Raw genomic sequence first — 15,859 nt, forward strand, 5'->3', positions numbered from 1 at the left:
GAGCGGTTCCAGGGGCCGCCGATCCGCCCGGATCCGGCTCAATGGCGTACCGCGACGGGTGCGGCGAGGCCGGCCGCATCGATGACGACGCGGCCCTGCGCGTACAGCGCCTGCTCGATGCCGTAGCGCGCGGCGAGCACCGCCACCAGCGATCCCAGCGCCTGCGGTGTCAGCGGATAGCCATGCGCGAGCAGCCGCGGCCGGCCGTCGGCGCCGGCCTGCGCGGCGGTCACCGCCACCGTGCCCAGGCCGGCCGCCTCGTGCGCGACCAGGGTGGGCGGCGCCAGGTCCGGATCCGGCGCGGCCAGGTTCTCGAGCAGCCAGCCATCGGCGGCCTCGCCCTGGTCGAGCCGGAGCGGCAGGCGGTGCGCGGCGAGCAGCGCGGCGTACTGGCGCAGCTCGAATACCAGCCCGGCGAAGGCGTGCGCGCGCTCGGCGGCTTCGCCCGGCTGGGCGGACAGCCAGGCCGCCGGCGAGCCGGCGTGCACCGCGCCGTCGGCATAGCGCAGCGGCAGGCCGCGCGCGCTGAGCGTGGTTTCCGGCTGGTAGGGCGTGAGCAGCGCCGCTTCCAGCAGGCTCCACAGCGGCGCCAGGTTGACGTGCTCGTACTGCACGCAGGTCAGCGCAAGCAGGTCATTGCGGCTCAGGTAGCGGGCGTGTTCCAGTTGCACGCCGAGCGTGCGCATCAGCCAGTCGGCGGTGCGCGCGCCGGCTTCGCCGCGGCCGACCAGCTGCACTTCCATCTGCTGGGCCAGGTCCTCGGCCAGCGCCTCGGGAGCGAGCACCGACAGCGGCAGCAGGCGCAGCGCGCCGCCGGCGTGTTCCGGCTCGGGCTCCAGCGTCTGCGCCGGCATGTGGCCCTCGTGGCTGCCGAAGGCGACCACGTTCTCCAGGCGGCCGCGCGGCACGCGGCGGGCCAGCTCGTCCAGCGTGGTCCACGCCGGGAAGCCCGGGCGCAGCAGCTCGACCGGATCGAACAGCGCGCCGGCCAGCGCCAGCCGTGCCTCGCCGATGCGCGGCAGCAGCGCATGCAGGTCGTCGGCGATGAGCGCGGCGAGCGCCTCGGCCTCGTCGCGGCTGAGGGTGGCCGCGGGCGCCTGGCCGGGCGAGAGTTCCAGCGCGAGCACCGCGGGCAGGGCGGTCAGCGGTTGCGCATCCATCAGCGGACATCCGAACGGCGAGGGGGATCGGCAATTATAGGTCGCGCCTCCCCCGTTCACGCTTTTGGGCTTCCTACGCATGGGCCTGCGGGTTAGCCTTGGAGGCTCAAGGCCTTCAGGACCGCCCGGGACATGGAAAAAACCACGAAGCGCGTCGGTGTGATCGGCGGTGTGCGCATCCCCTTCTGCCGCAACAACACCGCCTACGCCGACGTCGGCAACTTCGGCATGTCGGTCAAGGTGCTCGGCGCGCTGGTGGAACGCTACGGCCTGCACGGCGTGGAACTGGGCGAAGTCGCGCTGGGCGCGGTGATCAAGCATTCGTCGGACTGGAACCTCGCGCGCGAGGCGCTGCTGAGCTCCGGCCTGGCGCCGACCACGCCCGGCATCACCACCGCGCGCGCCTGCGGCACCTCGCTGGACAACGCCATCATCGTCGCCAACAAGATCGCGGTGGGGCAGATCGAGGCGGGCATCGCCGCGGGCTCCGATACCACCAGCGACGTGCCGATCGTCTACGGCGAGCGCCTGCGCAAGCGGCTCCTGGCGATCAACCGCGCCAAGGGCTGGCAGGACAAGCTGGCCGCCGCCACGCGCGGCTTCTCGCTGTCCGAACTCAAGCCTTCCTTCCCCGGCGTGGCCGAGCCGCGCACCGGCATGTCTATGGGCGATCACTGCGAGAAGATGGCGCGCGAGTGGCACATCGACCGCGAGTCGCAGGACCGCCTCGCGCTGGAAAGCCACAAGAAATTGGCCGCGGCCTACGAGGCGGGCTTCCTGGACGATCTCGTCGTGCCCTTCCGCGGCGTCAAGCGCGACAACATCCTGCGGCCCGACACCAGCATGGAGAAGCTGGCCACGCTCAAGCCCGCGTTCGACCGCACCTCCGGCCACGGCACGCTGACCGCCGGCAACTCCACCGCGCTGTCCGACGGCGCCGCCGCGGTGCTGCTCGCCGGTGAGGACTGGGCGGCGCAGCGCGGCTTGCCGGTGCAGGCCTGGGTGCGCGATGCCGAGGTGGCCGGGGTCGACTTCGTGCACGGCGAGGGCCTGCTGATGGCGCCGACCGTGGCCGTCGCACGGCTGCTTGCGCGCAACGGGCTCACCCTGCAGGACTTCGATTTCTACGAGATCCACGAGGCCTTCGCGGCGCAGGTGCTGTGCACCTTGCGTGCGTGGGAGAGCGCCGACTACTGCCGCAACCGGCTCGGCCTGGATGCGCCGCTGGGCAGCATCGACCCGGCCAAGCTCAACATGCACGGTTCCAGCCTCGCCGTCGGCCATCCGTTCGCCGCCACCGGCGCGCGGCTGGTCGCCACGCTGGCCAAGGAACTGGTGCAGAAGGGCAGCGGCCGCGGCCTGATCTCGATCTGCACCGCCGGTGGCATGGGCGTGGTGGCGATCCTGGAGCGCTGAGCCGCACCGAGCCATGCCGCGCCTGCGCGTCACCACGGCCCTGAGCCTGCTGGCCTTGCTCATCGGCATCTGGGGCACCGACTGGCTGAGCGGCTTCACCGACGACTGGATCGGCCCGCCACCGCGGCCGGCGGCGCAGGTTGCCGCGCGGGCGCATCGCGGGCCGCCGCACCGCCGCCCGCATGCCCCGCCACGCGTGATCGGCGCACAACCGGAAACCGTGGCGCGCGCCGCGCCGATGGCGCCCCCGGCGCTGGTGCCGCTCGACACGCCGCCGGGTCCGTCCTCCTGGGCGCAACTGCGTGGCCATCTGGACGGCCGCGTGGTACTCGACGTCGCCACCGACGGCAGCGGCCAAGTCACCAGCGCACGCGTCACGCAGTCCAGCGGTGACCCGGTGCTCGACGCGCACGCCGTCGCCACCGTCGAACGCTGGCGCTTTGCGGTGCCGGCCGGCGCCCCCGGCGTGCAGGGCGAACTGCCGATGCGCTTCGACAGCCGCGCGCCTTCCACGCCGCCTTGAACCTGAGCGCCGGCGCTACAGGATGCCGCTGGCGCTCGATCCGAACGCCGTGATCAGCCGCGTGTAGATCAGCTTCGGCGACAGCGCCACGTCGGGGAAGTCCCCCACCGGTTCGTAGCAGCTGTAGAAATCCGGGTCGCTCGGCCGCATCGGTGTGCAGCCTGCCTTGAGCTGGTAGCTGGTGGCATAGCGGTAGGGCCAGAAGTCGAACAGCGGCAGGCTTTCGGAGATATCGCCGATGGCCTGGTTGAGCTTGGTCAGCACCGGTATCACCGGCCGCCGCGGCGCGATCACCCAGGCGTTCTGCGGCTGCGTGTCGCGCAGGATCGCCTGGCGCAACTGTCCGGCGAAGCGCTGGTCGTAGACGATCACGCCGGCCTCGGTGTTGTAGTGGTCCGAGCGCGGGTCGAAGTTGTGCGAGCCGACCATCGCGAAGCGGTCGTCCACCACGATCGACTTGGCGTGCAGCGCGAAGCGCCGGCCCTCGCTGACCAGCGGCGCCGGCCGCTGGCTGCTGCCGTGGCTGCCGAGCAGGCCGCGGCTTTCGGTGGCGACGTAGCGCCGCGAGGCATCGCCCGCTGCGTCGCCGCTGGCGTGCTCGCCGTCGCCGACCCATTCCAGGCTGGCACGCGCGTTCGCCGCAGCCGCGTCGGCGGCGTGCGGCTTCAGCTCGTAGATCTCGAAGCCGTAGTTCTTGAGATAGCGCTTGCGGTGCTTGTAGGACACCGCGTACACGGCGAAGGCGTCGGTGGAGGCCAGCGAATTGGTCGACACCACGATGCGCGGCGGCGGGGTTTGCTGGTGCAGCCGCTCGAACATCCGGCGCGCGCGCCGGCTCAGGACCAGGTAGGGCGTCTGCAGCACCACTTCGTGGCGCGCCGCGCCGACCATCTGCATGACGTGCGCGGTGAACTGGCGTGCCTGCCGCTTGCGCGGCTGGTCGGTCTTGCCCGGCAGGTCGCTGAAGAACTCCACCGCACCGGTTTCGAGGCTGTCGGCGAGCACATGGGCGCGCAGCCAGGCGGCATCGTCGGCTTCCTGCTCGACGCGGAACACGCGTTGGGGGTGGTCGTACTTCGGCGCCGGCCAGCCGGGCGCCGCCGGGTGGGCCAGGATGTAGGCATTGACGTCGCGCAGGTGGGTCAACGGCACCGAGCGCTTGTGCCGCCAGAACTGCGCGAAGCTTTTGGCCATCGCCTGCGCGGCCGGTCCGCCGACCAGCACGTCGCGGTCGACGTAGTCGAAATCGTCGTCCCAGTCGAAGTAGCGGTCCTGGTAGTTGCGCCCGCCGGTGATGCCGACCGCGCCATCGACCACCAGCACCTTGTTGTGCATGCGCTGGTTGAAGCGGAAGAAGCAGCAGGCGATGCCGGCGGCCCATTCCAGCGGCGAGGTGCTCGCCTCGTGGAAGGTCGGGTTGTACAGCCGCACCTCCAGGTTGGGACTGGCGCGGGCGAGGCGGTCGAGTACCGCCACGTCGCCGAAGGAGAACAACTGGTCGGCCAGGATGCGCACCTGCACGCCGCGCCGCGCGGCCTTCACCAGCTCGTCGAGCACCAGCTGGCCGACGTCGTCCTGGTCCCAGATGTAGGTCTGCACGTCGATCGTGCGCTGCGCCGCGCGGATCAGGTCGAGTCGCGCCACCAGTGCCGGTTCGCTGTCGTCCAGCAGCGCCACGACGTGGCGGGGGTGGGACGGCGTCGATGCCGCCAACGCCTGCCGGCCCGCATCGAGCAGCGGCGAGGGCCGCGCGCAATGGTCGGCGCGGTCGCAGGAGGCGGCCGACGGTGTAGTGGCGCCGACCACCGCGTCGGCGCGGCGGATCTGCACGCGCGACAGCGTGCAGCCGTCCAGCAGCGCGGTGGCGGCGAGCAGGGCGAACAGGGCGAAGCGGCGAAAAGGCATGCCACGCATGATACGGGGCGGCGCCTCGGCGTCGAGCCACGCCGGCCGCGCGATTCAGTCGGCACGATCCAGTCGGCGTGAATCAGCCGTGGTGGTTCAATCCGGCGCGCGGGCGATCGCGATGGACAGCGCCAGCTCCACGTGGTCGGACAGCACCGCGCGACGGCCGGTCATGCCGAACTCGCTGCGGCGCAGCTCGCCATGCGCCTCGATCATGCAGGCGTCGGCGGTGCAGCGCGCGGGCAGCAGCTCGAAGCGCACCGGACGCGTGATGCCGCGCAAGGTGAGCTCACCCTCCAGCGTGCCGCCTTCGTCGAGTGCACCGCGCGCCACCGGCACGGACACGAAGTGCAGGGTCGGATGGTGTGCGGCATCGAAGAATTCCTCGTCCAGGACCCAGCGGCGCAGGCGCTGCGAATCCATCGCCAGGCTGTCCACGGCGACGCGGGCATCCACCACCACCCGATCGTCGGCGCGCGGCACGACCGTGCCGGCGATCTGCTCGAAGCGGCCGCGGATCGTGTGCAGCCACAGCAGCCGGATGCCGAAGTCGACGTGCGACGGCGCGCTTTCGATGTGCCACACGCGCACCGGTGCCGCGTGGGCGGCGAGCGCCAGGCCCAGCAGCGCGACCGTCGCCGCGATGCGCATCAGGGCGACCAGAAGGCATCCAGCCGCGCGTTGCCCGGTTCCAGCGCATCCTGGAGGTGCAGTACCGCCAGGCCGGCCGGCGGCATGCCGCGGAATTCGTCCGAGCGGCCTTCCACCAGCAGCGCGACCAGCCGCTCGATGCCCGGGTTGTGTCCCACCAGCAGCACGCAACGGGCGTCCGCGTGCTGGTCGAGCAGGGCCAGCAGTTCGCCCGGCGTCGCTTCGTAGACCTCCTCGGCCAGGCCGATCGGCGCGTCGGGCGTCAGCGCGCGCATCGCCAGGTCGGCGGTGCGGCGGGCACGCGCGGCGGGCGAGCACAGCACGCGGTCCGGGCGGGCGCCGTGGGAGGCCAGCCAGCGACCGGCGGCCAGCGCCTCCTGTTCGCCACGGGGACTCAGCGCGCGGCTGCGGTCGTCGTCGCCGGATGCCGCGGCCAGGGCCTCGGCGTGTCGCAACAAGATCAGTTCCTGCATGGCCTTCCTCGCAATCAATGCTGGCGCTTGAGCCAGCGCAGCAGCGGCAGCCAGTCCTGCTGCTGGCTGCGCACCTGTTCGGAGTGGTAGTCGAAGATGCCCTTGCCCAGCGCGGTGAGCAGCACGTAGGCCTGGCTGTCGCGCAGCTGCGCGACCACCGGGAAGGGCGAGCCGTCGGCCAGTTGAGCCAGCGCGTCCTGGCTGGCGTGGGTCCAGGGCTTGAGGCGGTTGCCGACCAGCGCCACCGGCAGTTTGCCGCGCTTGATCCGCGGCACCAGCGCGAGCTGTTCGAGGAAGCCGAGTGTGGCGTGCAGGTCGAACGAGGAGGGTAGCACCGGCACCAGCACCGCGTTGGCCTGTTCGAGCAGGGGTTCGAGTTCGCGCTCGCCGCTGCCTGCGGGCGTGTCGATCAGCGTCCGCTCGGTATCGGGCGGCAGCCTGTGCAGGCCGCGCCGGCCTTCCAGCCCCAGCACGCCCGGCGTGCCCTCCGGCCGCAGCATCGCCCAGCGGTAGCTGGAGCCCTGGCGGTCGGTGTCGACGATCGCCGTGCGCTTGCCTTCCTGCGCCCAGTGCGACGCCAGCTGGGTGACCAGCGTGCTCTTGCCGCACCCGCCTTTGCTGCATGCCACCAGCACTGTCAGCATCGGACCGCCCCTGTTCGCCAAAGGTGGGGCAAGCGTAGCTGGTGGGCAGGGGAACCGCGAGTACGGGTCCTTGACCCACCGCACGGATGGGACGGAAGCCGCCTACGAGTCCGTGGGCTCGGCGTTCTCCGCCTTGTGCGGCTCCCAGTCGGCCGGTGCCGAGGTCGGCACGCCGGCGTCGCGCAGGGCGGCGAGCATCAGGCTCATCTCGGTGCCGCCGCGGCGGGCGAGCGACAGCAGATGCTGGGCCTGGGCCTTGTCGGCCTGCGCACGCGCGGCCAGCCGGGTGAACTGCTGCAACTGCCAGACCAGGTCGCGGCGCTCGCGGCGGGCCTGCTCGCGCTCGTCATCGCCGCTGGCGAGCGCCTCGCGCAGGTGCAGGCCCAGCGAGCGGGCCAGCGGGCTGGAGCCCCACTCGAGGGTCTTGCCGAGCTGGCGGCAATCGGCGGCCAGTGCCTGGTCGTCGCCGGCCGCCTCGCACAGTTGCGCAGCCGCGCGCAGGCCCGGTTGCGGCTGCGCCGCGGCGATGCCGAACACGATCATCGCCTGCACCCCGGCGGCGCCGGCGCCCATCCGCGGGTCGAGCGTCGCCTCCGGCGGCGGCAGCACGCTCACGCTGTTGGCGAGCGCCTGCAGGCTGGTACCGGTGTAGTCGTCGTACAGCTTGGCCTGGGCCGCGTGCGCCAGATCGGCGCGGGCGTCGTCGTGCCTGTTCCCGTGCACGTCGCGGCCGAGCTGGAGCAGCCACACGGCGGCGTTGTCCGGCGCTTCGTCGACCAGCGCGGCGAGCGCCGCAGGGTTGGGGCAGGCATCGGCCTTGGCGTCGCAGTCGGCCAGCTGCACCCAGCGTTGGGCCGGGCCATGGTCGGGCGCGGCGACCGCGCGTTCGATCAGGCTGTGGAAGTCGTTCGCCTTCGGCTGTTTGGGCAGCGGCCGGGCCAGCAGCGCGGCGCCCAGCAGCGGCAGCGCATCGGCGCGCGGCGCGAGCACGCTGACCAGGTCGCGCTGGAAGCCGACCAGCGCCTCGGTGCGCGCCTGCTGTGCGGACGGCTTGGCCTTCTTTGCCCACGCCGATGGGGGCGCAGCGCAGACGCCCAGCGCGCAGATCAGTGCAAGGGCGAGTTGACGCAGTCCCGGCATCGCGTTCTCCTTGGGGGCGAATCGAAGCGGGCAGCATAGCGGGCATGGATTAAGCCAGCCTGATCCGGCGGCCGGCGCCACGCGCGCTGGCAGGGTGGTGATGGTTAGCATGGCCGCTTCCCCGATGCGCGCCTGGCGCGCACCCGCGAACGACCCGGAGACATGCCGTGATCCAGTTTTCCAGTTTGGCCGATGCCCAGGCCGCGCCGTGGTTTGCCGGTTGGGGCACGCTGGCGCTGATCAATGCGGGCCTGGCCCAGGGCAAGAACCGCAGCGGCCTGCTGTGGTTCCTGCTGTCGCTGGTGCTCGGGCCGATCGCCACGCTGATCGTGGTGTTGCTGCCGAAGGTACGGCAGAAGCTGTTCTGAGCCGTCGTAGGGTGGGCTCAAGCCCGCCCCATGGATCGCTACTCGCCCAGCGCTTCGCGCATGAACTCCGGCTGCGCCAGGGCGGCGCGGTGCGTGTCGGCGTTGTAGTAGCGGGTCGGGAAGTTCTTGCTGATCGCCCCGCGCTCGCGGAAGCCGGACAGGTCCGCGCCCTTGCGCGCCATGGTGCAGCTCCACCAGCCGGTCGGGTAGCACGGCTGCGGGAAGGAGAGCGTCTTGACCGCGCCGAAGCCGGACGTGCGCATCGCCGAGCGCATCGACTTGATCAGCTCGATGTGCGCCAGCGGCGACTCGCTCTGCTGCACCAGGATGCCGCCGTGGCGCAGCGCCTTGTGGCAGCTGGCGTAGAAGGCCGCGTTGAAGAGGCCTTCGGCCGGGCCGACCGGGTCGGTCGAGTCGACGATGATCAGGTCGAGCGAGTCGGGCTCGGCCTCGGCCATGTACTTGATGCCGTCGATGAACAGAAGCTCGGCGCGCGGGTCGCCGTTGGACTCGCACAGTTCCGGGAAGTACTGCTCGGCCAGGCGCGTCACGCGCTCGTCGATCTCCACCTGCACCGCGTGCTCGACTTCCTCGTGCTTGAGCACCTCGCGCAGCGTGCCGCAGTCGCCGCCGCCGATGATCACCACGCGCTTGGCGCGCGCATGGGTGAACAGCGCCGGGTGGGTCATCATCTCGTGGTAGAGGAAGTTGTCGCGGCTGGTCAGCATCACGCAGCCGTCGATCACCATCAGGTTGCCCCAGTCGGTGGTCTGGTAGATCTCGATGGTCTGGAACGGTGTCTTCTCGGCATGCAGCAGCTTCTCCACCCGGAAGCCGATGGAGGAGCCGGAGGTCTGGTGGGCCTCGGTGAACCAGCTGAGTTGCGACATGGTGCTGTCCTGCATGGGGAGACGTGAAAAGGCCGGCATTGTAGCGGCAACCGTGCGCAGGCAATGTGCGCGTTGACCCCCTGTTGCCGCCGCGCGCCGCTACAATGCGCCCCGGGACAGGCCACCGGCCGCCCATGAGCCCATCCGGCCCCGCGGCGTGCGAGGCTTCCGGCCGGCGGGCCTTCGCTCATTCGAGCTTGGCGTCAAGGCTCGCCGCTGCGACGTGCATGGATCCGTTTGCCTTGAAGGAGACCCTTGCCATGTCCACGTCCTGGTCCGTCGACGACGCCCGCCTGCTCTACGCCGTGCCGTACTGGAGCGACGGCTACGTCGACATCGATGCCCGCGGCGGCATCGTGATGCGCCCGCGCGGCGCGCAGGGGCCGTCGCTGTCGCTGCCGCAGATCGTCGACCAGGCGAAGGCGCAGGGGCTGCGCCTGCCGCTGCTGGTGCGCTTTCCCGACGTCCTGGCCGACCGCCTCGGGCGCATGCAGGGCGCGTTCGCCCGAGCGATCGGCGAAACCGGCTACGCCGGCGGCTACACCGCGATCTTCCCGATCAAGGTCAACCAGCAGCGCGGCGTGGTGCAGGAACTGGTCGCCGCCGGCAGCGAGGGCTTCGGCCTGGAGGCCGGCTCCAAGCCGGAGCTGATGGCGGTGCTGGCGCTCGCGCGGCCCGGCTCGGTCGTGATCTGCAACGGCTACAAGGACCGCGAATACATCCGCCTGGCGCTGATCGGGCGCAAGCTCGGCCTGCGCGTGTTCATCGTCATCGAGAAGCTGTCCGAGCTCGAGCACGTGATCGCCGAGGCGAAGGCGCTGGACGTCGAGCCGCTGCTCGGCGTGCGCGTGCGGCTGGCCTCGATCGGCGCCGGCAAGTGGCAGAACACCGGCGGCGACAAGGGCAAGTTCGGCCTGTCGCCGGCGCAGGTGCTAGAGCTGGTGGCGACGCTGGACCAGGCGGGCCTGAAGCACACGCTCAAGCTGCAGCATTTCCACATGGGCTCGCAGATCTCCAACGTGCGCGACATCGCCAACGGCATGCGCGAGGCCACGCGCTATTTCGTCGAGCTTTCGCGCCTGGGCGTGCCGCTCGAGATCGTCGACGTCGGCGGCGGCCTGGGTGTCGACTACGAGGGCTCGCGCTCGCGCAGCCACAACTCGATCAATTACTCGATGGAGCAGTACGCGCTGACCATCGTGCAGTCGCTGGCCGAGGCGGTGGCGGCGGAGGGCCTGGCCGCGCCACACATCCTCACCGAGGCCGGCCGCGCGATGACCGCGCACCACGCCGTGCTGGTCTCCAGCGTCACCGAGGTCGAGGAAGTACCCGCCGGCGCGCTGTCGCGGCCGCGGGCGGAGGAGCCGGCGGTCCTGCGCCACCTGCGCGAGGTGCACGCCGCGCTGGGCGAGCGCCCGCCGCTGGAGCTCTACCACGAGGCCCAGCACCACCTGGCCGAGGGCCAGTCGCTGTTTGCACTCGGCCAGTTGAGCCTGGCCGACCGCGCGCGGCTGGACGAGATGTTCTACCTGGTCGCCAACGCGGTGCGCACGCGCCTCTCGCCGGCCGACCGTGCGCACCGCACCTTGCTCGACGAGCTGGACGAGAAGCTGGTCGACAAGTACTTCCTCAATTTCTCGGTGTTCGAGTCGGTGCCGGACATCTGGGCGATCGACCAGATCTTTCCGATCGTGCCGATCGCGCGGCTGGACGAGGCGCCCACGCGGCGCGGCGTGATCGTCGACCTCACCTGCGATTCGGACGGCCGCATCGACCACTACGTGGACGCCGAAGGCGTGGACGTGAGCCTGCCGCTGCATCGGCTCAGGGACGGCGAGGAGTATTGCCTGGGCCTGTTCATGGTCGGCGCGTACCAGGAAACGCTGGGCGACATCCACAACCTGTTCGGCGACACCGACGCGGTGAACGTGCGCGCCGACGGCGAGGGCTACGTGTTCGACCACGTGCGCCGCGGCGACACCACCGACGTGATGCTCGACTACGTCGGCTACGACCTGGACGCGCTGCGGCGCAGCTACCGCGAGCGCATCGCGGCGGCGGGAGTCGGTGGCGAGCCGGCCGAGGCGCTGTACCGCGACCTCGACGCCGGCCTTACGGCGTACACCTACCTGGCCGACTAGCACACCCACCCGCGGGAGCACCCGGGCGCTCCTGCGGAAAGGGCCGCTGGCGCCAGCCGCGGCACGGCCTACAATCCCCGGCTCCCCATCGCGGAGCACAAGCCATGGCCAGTCTCGACGGCAAGGTCGCCCTCATCACCGGCGCGGCGAGCGGCATCGGCAAGGCGATCGCCGAGCGCTACGCGCGCGAAGGCGCGATGGTGGCGATCGCCGACATCGATCGACAGGCGGCCGCGGCGGCCGCGGCCGCCATCAACGCTGCCGGCGGCCGCGCGCTTGGCGTGGCGATGGACGTCACCGACGAACATGCGGTGGACGAGGGCACCGACGCCGTGGTGCGGGCGTTCGGCCATCTGGACATCCTCATCTCCAACGCCGGCGTGCAGATCGTCAACCCGATCGAGAGCTTCGCCTTTGCCGACTGGAAGAAGATGCTGGCGATCCACCTCGACGGCGCCTTCCTCACCACGCGCGCGGCGCTCAGGCACATGTACCCGGGCGACCGCGGCGGCATCGTGATCTACATGGGCTCGGCGCATTCGCACGAGGCCTCGGTGCTCAAGGCGCCCTACGTCACCGCCAAGCACGGCCTGCTCGGCCTGGCGCGCACGTTGGCGAAGGAAGGCGCGACGCACAACGTGCGCTCGCACGTGATCTGCCCCGGCTTCGTGCGCACGCCGCTGGTGGAGAAGCAGATCCCGGAACAGGCGAAGGAACTGGGGATCAGCGAGGAAGACGTGATCCGCAACGTGATGCTCAAGCACACCGTCGATGGCGTGTTCACCACGCTGGAGGACGTGGCGCAGACCGCGCTGTTCCTGGCCACCTTCCCGAGCGCCGCGCTGACCGGCCAGAGCTTCCTGGTCAGCCACGGCTGGCACATGCAGTAGCGGGAATCCCGCAGGGTGGGCTTCAGCCCACCACTTTTTCCGCAAGCTAGCCGCGGTGGACCTGGAAGCCGGCGAACGACTGGCTGACCGGCATCAGCTCGATGCGGTTGACGTTGAGGTGCGCCGGCAGGTTGGCGATCCACCACAGCGTGTCGGCGATGTCGCCCGCGCTGATCGGGTGGGCGCCGGCGTAAAGCTTGTCCGACGCGGCCTGGTCGCCGCCCGTGCGCACCAGGGTGAACTCGGTCTCGGCCATGCCCGGTTCCACCGAGGTGACGCGCACGCCGGTGCCGTGCAGGTCCGCGCGCAGGCCCAGCGAGAACTGCGAGACGAAGGCCTTGGTGCCGCCGTAGACATTGCCGCCCGCATACGGATACGTGCTGGCGGTGGAACTGATGTTGACGACTGCGCCGCGCCGCTCGATCAGCGTGGGCAGCAGCAGGCGGGTCAGCGTCACCAGCGCGGTGACGTTGGTGTCGATCATCTGCTTCCACTGCGCGAGGTCCGCCTGCTGGGCGGGCGTCGTGCCCAGCGCCAGCCCGGCGTTGTTGACCAGCAGGTCGATGCCGGCGAAGGCGGCCGGCAGGCCGGCGTGCGCCGCGCGCATCGCGGCCTCGTCGCGGATGTCGAAGGCGAGCGCATGCACGCGGTCGGCGCCATGCCGGTCGACCAGCTCCTGCAGCCGCTCCGCGCGGCGACCGCTGGCGACCACGCGCCAGCCGCCAGCGACGAAACCATCGACCGTGGCGGCACCGAAGCCGGCGGTGGCGCCGGTGATCCAGGCGACCTTGCCGCTCATCTTTAGCGGCCTTCCTTCAGCGCGATCGCCTTGTAGCCCGCGCCGGCCAGCCGGTTCTGCACCGATTCGAGCTCGGTGGCGGAACGGTACGGCCCCAGCCGCACGCGATGGAAGGTCTGGCTGCCCACCTGCACGGTCTGCACGTTGGCGACGAACCCCTGCAGCGCCAGCTTGGCCTTCAGCGCCTCGGCATCGGCCGCGTTGGGGAAGGCGCCGACCTGCAGCAGGTAGCCGCTGCCGGCCGCCGGCGAGGGCACCGCCGTGGCGGGCGCGGCCTGGATGTTCTCGCTGACCGCCGCCGGTGCGTTCGGATTGGCGGCCTGTTGCTGCTGTGCCGCGGCCGCGGCCTGCGCCTGCTGCGCCGCCTGCTGTTTCTGTTGCTGCTCGACCCGCGCCTGCGCGCTGATCTGCTCGTCGGGGATGCGTACTTCCTTCTCCGAGAGCACCGAGTAGAAGTCGTACTGCGGCTTCTTCGGGGCGCTCTCGGCCGGGGCCAGTCCCTTGTCGCCGCCGCCCTGGACGGTGGCCTGCGGGTTCGGCTGCGGACCGGTCGGCGCCATCGGCAGCATCGCGTGGCGGGTCAGCACCACCATCGCCACCACGCCGACCGCGATGCCGATCACCGCCCAGCCCCAGCCGGGAAAACCGCCCTTGCGGTTGCGTACGGCCTGTCGGCCCTTGCCCTTGCGTGCTGCCATTACATGCTCTCCGGGGCGGAAAGGCCCAGCAAGCCCAGACCGTTCTTCAGCACCTGCCGGGTCGCCACCACCAGCGCCAGGCGCGCGTTGCGCAAGCTCGCGTCCTCGACCAGGAACTGGTGCGAGTTGTAGTAGGTGTGGAAGGCGTTGGCCAGTTCGCGCAGCCAGCCGGCGAGCAGGTGCGGCTCGAGGTTGGCGGCGGCGCTGTCGACGATCTCGGGGTATTTGGAAAGTTCGGTGAGCAGGATCTGCTCGTGCTCGTTGTCCAGCCGCGCCAGCTCGGCCAGGCCCTGCTCGAGGTCGACGGTAAAGCCCTTCTCGCCGGCCTGGCGCAGCACCGAGCACACCCGCGCATGGGCGTACTGGATGTAGTAGACCGGGTTGTCGTTGGATTGCGAGCGGGCCAGGTCGATGTCGAACACCAGCTGCGAGTCGGCCTTGCGCGAGATCAGGAAGTAGCGGGTGGCGTCGCGGCCGGCCTCGTCGATCAGGTCGCGCAGCGTGACGTAGCTGCCGGCGCGCTTGGAGATCTTCACCTCCTCGCCGCCGCGCATCACGGTCACCATCTGGTGCAGCACGTACTCCGGCCAGCCCTGCGGGATGCCGGTGTCGAGCGCCTGCAGGCCGGCCTTCACGCGGGCCAGCGAGCCGTGGTGGTCCGAGCCGAGCTCGGTGATCGCGCGGCTGTAGCCGCGCTGCCACTTGGACAGGTGATAGGCCACGTCCGGCACGAAGTACGTGTAGCTACCGTCGGACTTGCGCATCACGCGGTCCTTGTCGTCGCCGAAGTCGGTCGAGCGCAGCCACAGCGCGCCGCCTTCCTCGTAGGTGTGGCCGTGGGCGACGAGCTCGCGCACGGTCTCCTCCACCTTGCCGTCGGTGTAGAGCGAGGACTCCAGGAAGTAGGTGTCGAAACCGACGCCGAAGGCCTTGAGGTCCTGGTCCTGCTCGCGGCGCAGGGCAGCCACGGCGAAGTGGCGGATCGCCTCCAGGTCGTCCGGATCCTTCGCGCCGGTGACGGTATGGCCATCGGCCACCACCGATTCGCCTGCCAGGTAGGCGCGGGCGACCTCGGCGATGTAGTCGCCGCGGTAGCCGTCCTCGGGCCAGCCCTGGTCGCCGGGGCCGAAGCCGCGGGCGCGCGCCTGCACCGAAATCGCCAAGTTGTGGATCTGCACGCCGGCGTCGTTGTAGTAGAACTCGCGCCGCACGTTCCAGCCGGTCGCCTCGAGCAGGCGCGCCAGGCAGTCGCCGATCGCGGCCGCGCGGCCGTGGCCTACGTGCAGCGGGCCGGTCGGGTTGGCCGAGACGAACTCGACGCCTGCCATGGTGCCCGCGCCGGCAGTGTTGCGGCCGTAGGCGTCGCCTTCGGCGAAGATGCGCCGCACTTCGGCGTGGTAAGCCCCGGCTCCCAGGAAAAAGTTGATGAAGCCCGGGCCGGCGATCTCGACCTTGTCGACCAGCGGATTGTCCGGCAGCGCGGCCACCAGCTTTTCGGCGACCTCGCGCGGCTTGGCCCGGGCCGGCTTGGCCAGCAGCATCGCGGCGTTGCTGGCGAAGTCGCCGTGCTCGCGGCTGCGCGCGCGCTCCACCACGAAGGCGGGGAGGGCGAGGTCGGCGGGCAGGACGGCGTCGTCCTGCAGGGTCCGGATGGCCTGCAGCAGCAGGTCGCGCAGCGCTTGTTTCACGGCGTGGGATCGGCGTTCGATGGGAACCGTCAATCCTAGCAGAGGCGACGCGGCGACCGGGCTTCCCGGCGGGCGGGAGGGAGCCCGGATGCGGGCAGTACGGGAGGCTGCAGGAGCGTCGGGCCGGCGGGCAAGGTCCAGATCGCTGCCGCCTGCCGTTACTGTTGCCGCCGCGGCGTAGCGGGGACAATGCTGTGGATAACTCTGTGGGGAACGCGGCGGCATGCGCCCGCGTCGAGAACAGGTATCGCCTGGAAACCCGCTTGTAATTCGCGCAAGCCTTTAAAAACAACGACTTGAAGATAATCCCTGAGGCATCCCACCAGCTGAGGCCGCGCAAGCCCGGCCCGACCCGATTGTGCATAAGTCGCGGCGCATGTTTTTGCGCCTGTCAAGCCCCCGGGCTGTCATCGGCCTGCCACGTGTCCGTGCCACGCTGCACCGGTACCCGCCCTCTCCCCGGCGGGTGCACT

15 protein-coding genes are annotated in these 15,859 nt (G+C 70.9%); 5 read left to right on the forward strand and 10 right to left on the reverse strand.

Annotated features, from left to right (window positions below):
- Nucleotides 1-38 precede the first annotated feature (38 nt).
- Nucleotides 39-1,160, reverse strand: a complete 1,122-nt coding sequence (locus tag AAIL17_RS15395; protein WP_424683736.1) for a hypothetical protein — start codon at nucleotides 1,158-1,160, stop codon at nucleotides 39-41.
- A 132-nt stretch (nucleotides 1,161-1,292) separates the two neighbouring features.
- On the opposite strand from AAIL17_RS15395, the gene AAIL17_RS15400 reads away from it, so the two are divergent.
- Nucleotides 1,293-2,576 (forward strand): acetyl-CoA C-acetyltransferase, encoded by a 1,284-nt coding sequence (locus AAIL17_RS15400; RefSeq protein WP_424683737.1) that lies wholly within the window; start codon nucleotides 1,293-1,295, stop codon nucleotides 2,574-2,576.
- 13 nt (nucleotides 2,577-2,589) lie between these two features.
- Nucleotides 2,590-3,099 carry an energy transducer TonB family protein gene (locus AAIL17_RS15405; protein ID WP_424683738.1) on the forward strand — a complete coding sequence of 170 codons (510 nt, stop codon included), beginning with the start codon at nucleotides 2,590-2,592 and terminating at the stop codon, nucleotides 3,097-3,099.
- A 15-nt stretch (nucleotides 3,100-3,114) separates the two neighbouring features.
- On the opposite strand, the gene AAIL17_RS15410 is transcribed toward AAIL17_RS15405, so the two are convergent.
- The 5 genes from AAIL17_RS15410 to AAIL17_RS15430 all read right to left on the reverse strand — a co-directional run bounded on the left by AAIL17_RS15410 (nucleotide 3,115) and on the right by AAIL17_RS15430 (nucleotide 7,912).
- Complete coding sequence (locus AAIL17_RS15410) at nucleotides 3,115-5,004, reverse strand: phospholipase D-like domain-containing protein (protein ID WP_424683739.1); 1,890 nt, start codon at nucleotides 5,002-5,004, stop codon at nucleotides 3,115-3,117.
- A gap of 96 nt (nucleotides 5,005-5,100) precedes the next feature.
- A complete protein-coding gene (locus AAIL17_RS15415) occupies nucleotides 5,101-5,655 on the reverse strand; it encodes a YceI family protein (RefSeq protein WP_424683740.1) in 555 nt (184 codons plus the stop codon).
- Nucleotides 5,655-6,128, reverse strand: coding sequence for a SixA phosphatase family protein (locus AAIL17_RS15420; protein WP_424683741.1), 474 nt, complete (start codon nucleotides 6,126-6,128; stop codon nucleotides 5,655-5,657). Before AAIL17_RS15420 ends, AAIL17_RS15415 begins: the two co-directional genes overlap by 1 nt.
- Nucleotides 6,129-6,142: 14 nt before the next feature.
- The gene (locus AAIL17_RS15425; RefSeq protein WP_424683742.1) at nucleotides 6,143-6,772 is read right to left on the reverse strand and encodes a P-loop NTPase; all 630 of its coding nucleotides are present in this window, start codon (nucleotides 6,770-6,772) and stop codon (nucleotides 6,143-6,145) included.
- Nucleotides 6,773-6,874: 102 nt separating this feature from the next.
- Nucleotides 6,875-7,912 (reverse strand): hypothetical protein, encoded by a 1,038-nt coding sequence (locus AAIL17_RS15430; RefSeq protein WP_424683743.1) that lies wholly within the window; start codon nucleotides 7,910-7,912, stop codon nucleotides 6,875-6,877.
- Nucleotides 7,913-8,079: 167 nt separating this feature from the next.
- Between AAIL17_RS15430 and AAIL17_RS15435 the strand changes: the two genes are divergently transcribed.
- On the forward strand, nucleotides 8,080-8,280 hold the full coding sequence (locus AAIL17_RS15435) for an antitermination protein NusB (RefSeq protein ID WP_424683744.1): 201 nt from the start codon (nucleotides 8,080-8,082) through the stop codon (nucleotides 8,278-8,280).
- Nucleotides 8,281-8,318: 38 nt separating this feature from the next.
- On the opposite strand, the gene speE is transcribed toward AAIL17_RS15435, so the two are convergent.
- On the reverse strand, nucleotides 8,319-9,170 hold the full coding sequence (gene speE / locus AAIL17_RS15440) for a polyamine aminopropyltransferase (protein ID WP_424683745.1): 852 nt from the start codon (nucleotides 9,168-9,170) through the stop codon (nucleotides 8,319-8,321).
- A gap of 260 nt (nucleotides 9,171-9,430) precedes the next feature.
- Here speE and speA point away from each other — a divergent pair, with 260 nt between their 5' ends.
- The gene (gene speA, locus AAIL17_RS15445) at nucleotides 9,431-11,311 is read left to right on the forward strand and encodes an arginine decarboxylase (RefSeq protein ID WP_424683746.1); all 1,881 of its coding nucleotides are present in this window, start codon (nucleotides 9,431-9,433) and stop codon (nucleotides 11,309-11,311) included.
- A 104-nt stretch (nucleotides 11,312-11,415) separates the two neighbouring features.
- Entirely contained in the window at nucleotides 11,416-12,201 is a 786-nt protein-coding gene (locus AAIL17_RS15450; RefSeq protein ID WP_424683747.1) for a 3-hydroxybutyrate dehydrogenase, read from the forward strand.
- A 46-nt stretch (nucleotides 12,202-12,247) separates the two neighbouring features.
- On the opposite strand, the gene AAIL17_RS15455 is transcribed toward AAIL17_RS15450, so the two are convergent.
- Genes AAIL17_RS15455 through argS form a run of 3 tightly spaced genes read right to left on the reverse strand, consistent with a single transcriptional unit; the run spans nucleotide 12,248 to nucleotide 15,386 of the window.
- Nucleotides 12,248-13,000: an SDR family NAD(P)-dependent oxidoreductase gene (locus AAIL17_RS15455; protein WP_424683748.1), complete on the reverse strand. Its 753-nt coding sequence runs from the start codon at nucleotides 12,998-13,000 to the stop codon at nucleotides 12,248-12,250.
- 2 nt (nucleotides 13,001-13,002) lie between these two features.
- Nucleotides 13,003-13,698 (reverse strand): SPOR domain-containing protein, encoded by a 696-nt coding sequence (locus AAIL17_RS15460; RefSeq protein ID WP_424683749.1) that lies wholly within the window; start codon nucleotides 13,696-13,698, stop codon nucleotides 13,003-13,005.
- On the reverse strand, nucleotides 13,698-15,386 hold the full coding sequence (gene argS, locus AAIL17_RS15465) for an arginine--tRNA ligase (protein WP_424683750.1): 1,689 nt from the start codon (nucleotides 15,384-15,386) through the stop codon (nucleotides 13,698-13,700). Before argS ends, AAIL17_RS15460 begins: the two co-directional genes overlap by 1 nt.
- Nucleotides 15,387-15,859: the final 473 nt, after the last annotated feature.

The organism is Frateuria sp. YIM B11624, from assembly GCF_049727805.1.
Taxonomy (GTDB): Bacteria; Pseudomonadota; Gammaproteobacteria; order Xanthomonadales; family Rhodanobacteraceae; genus Frateuria_A.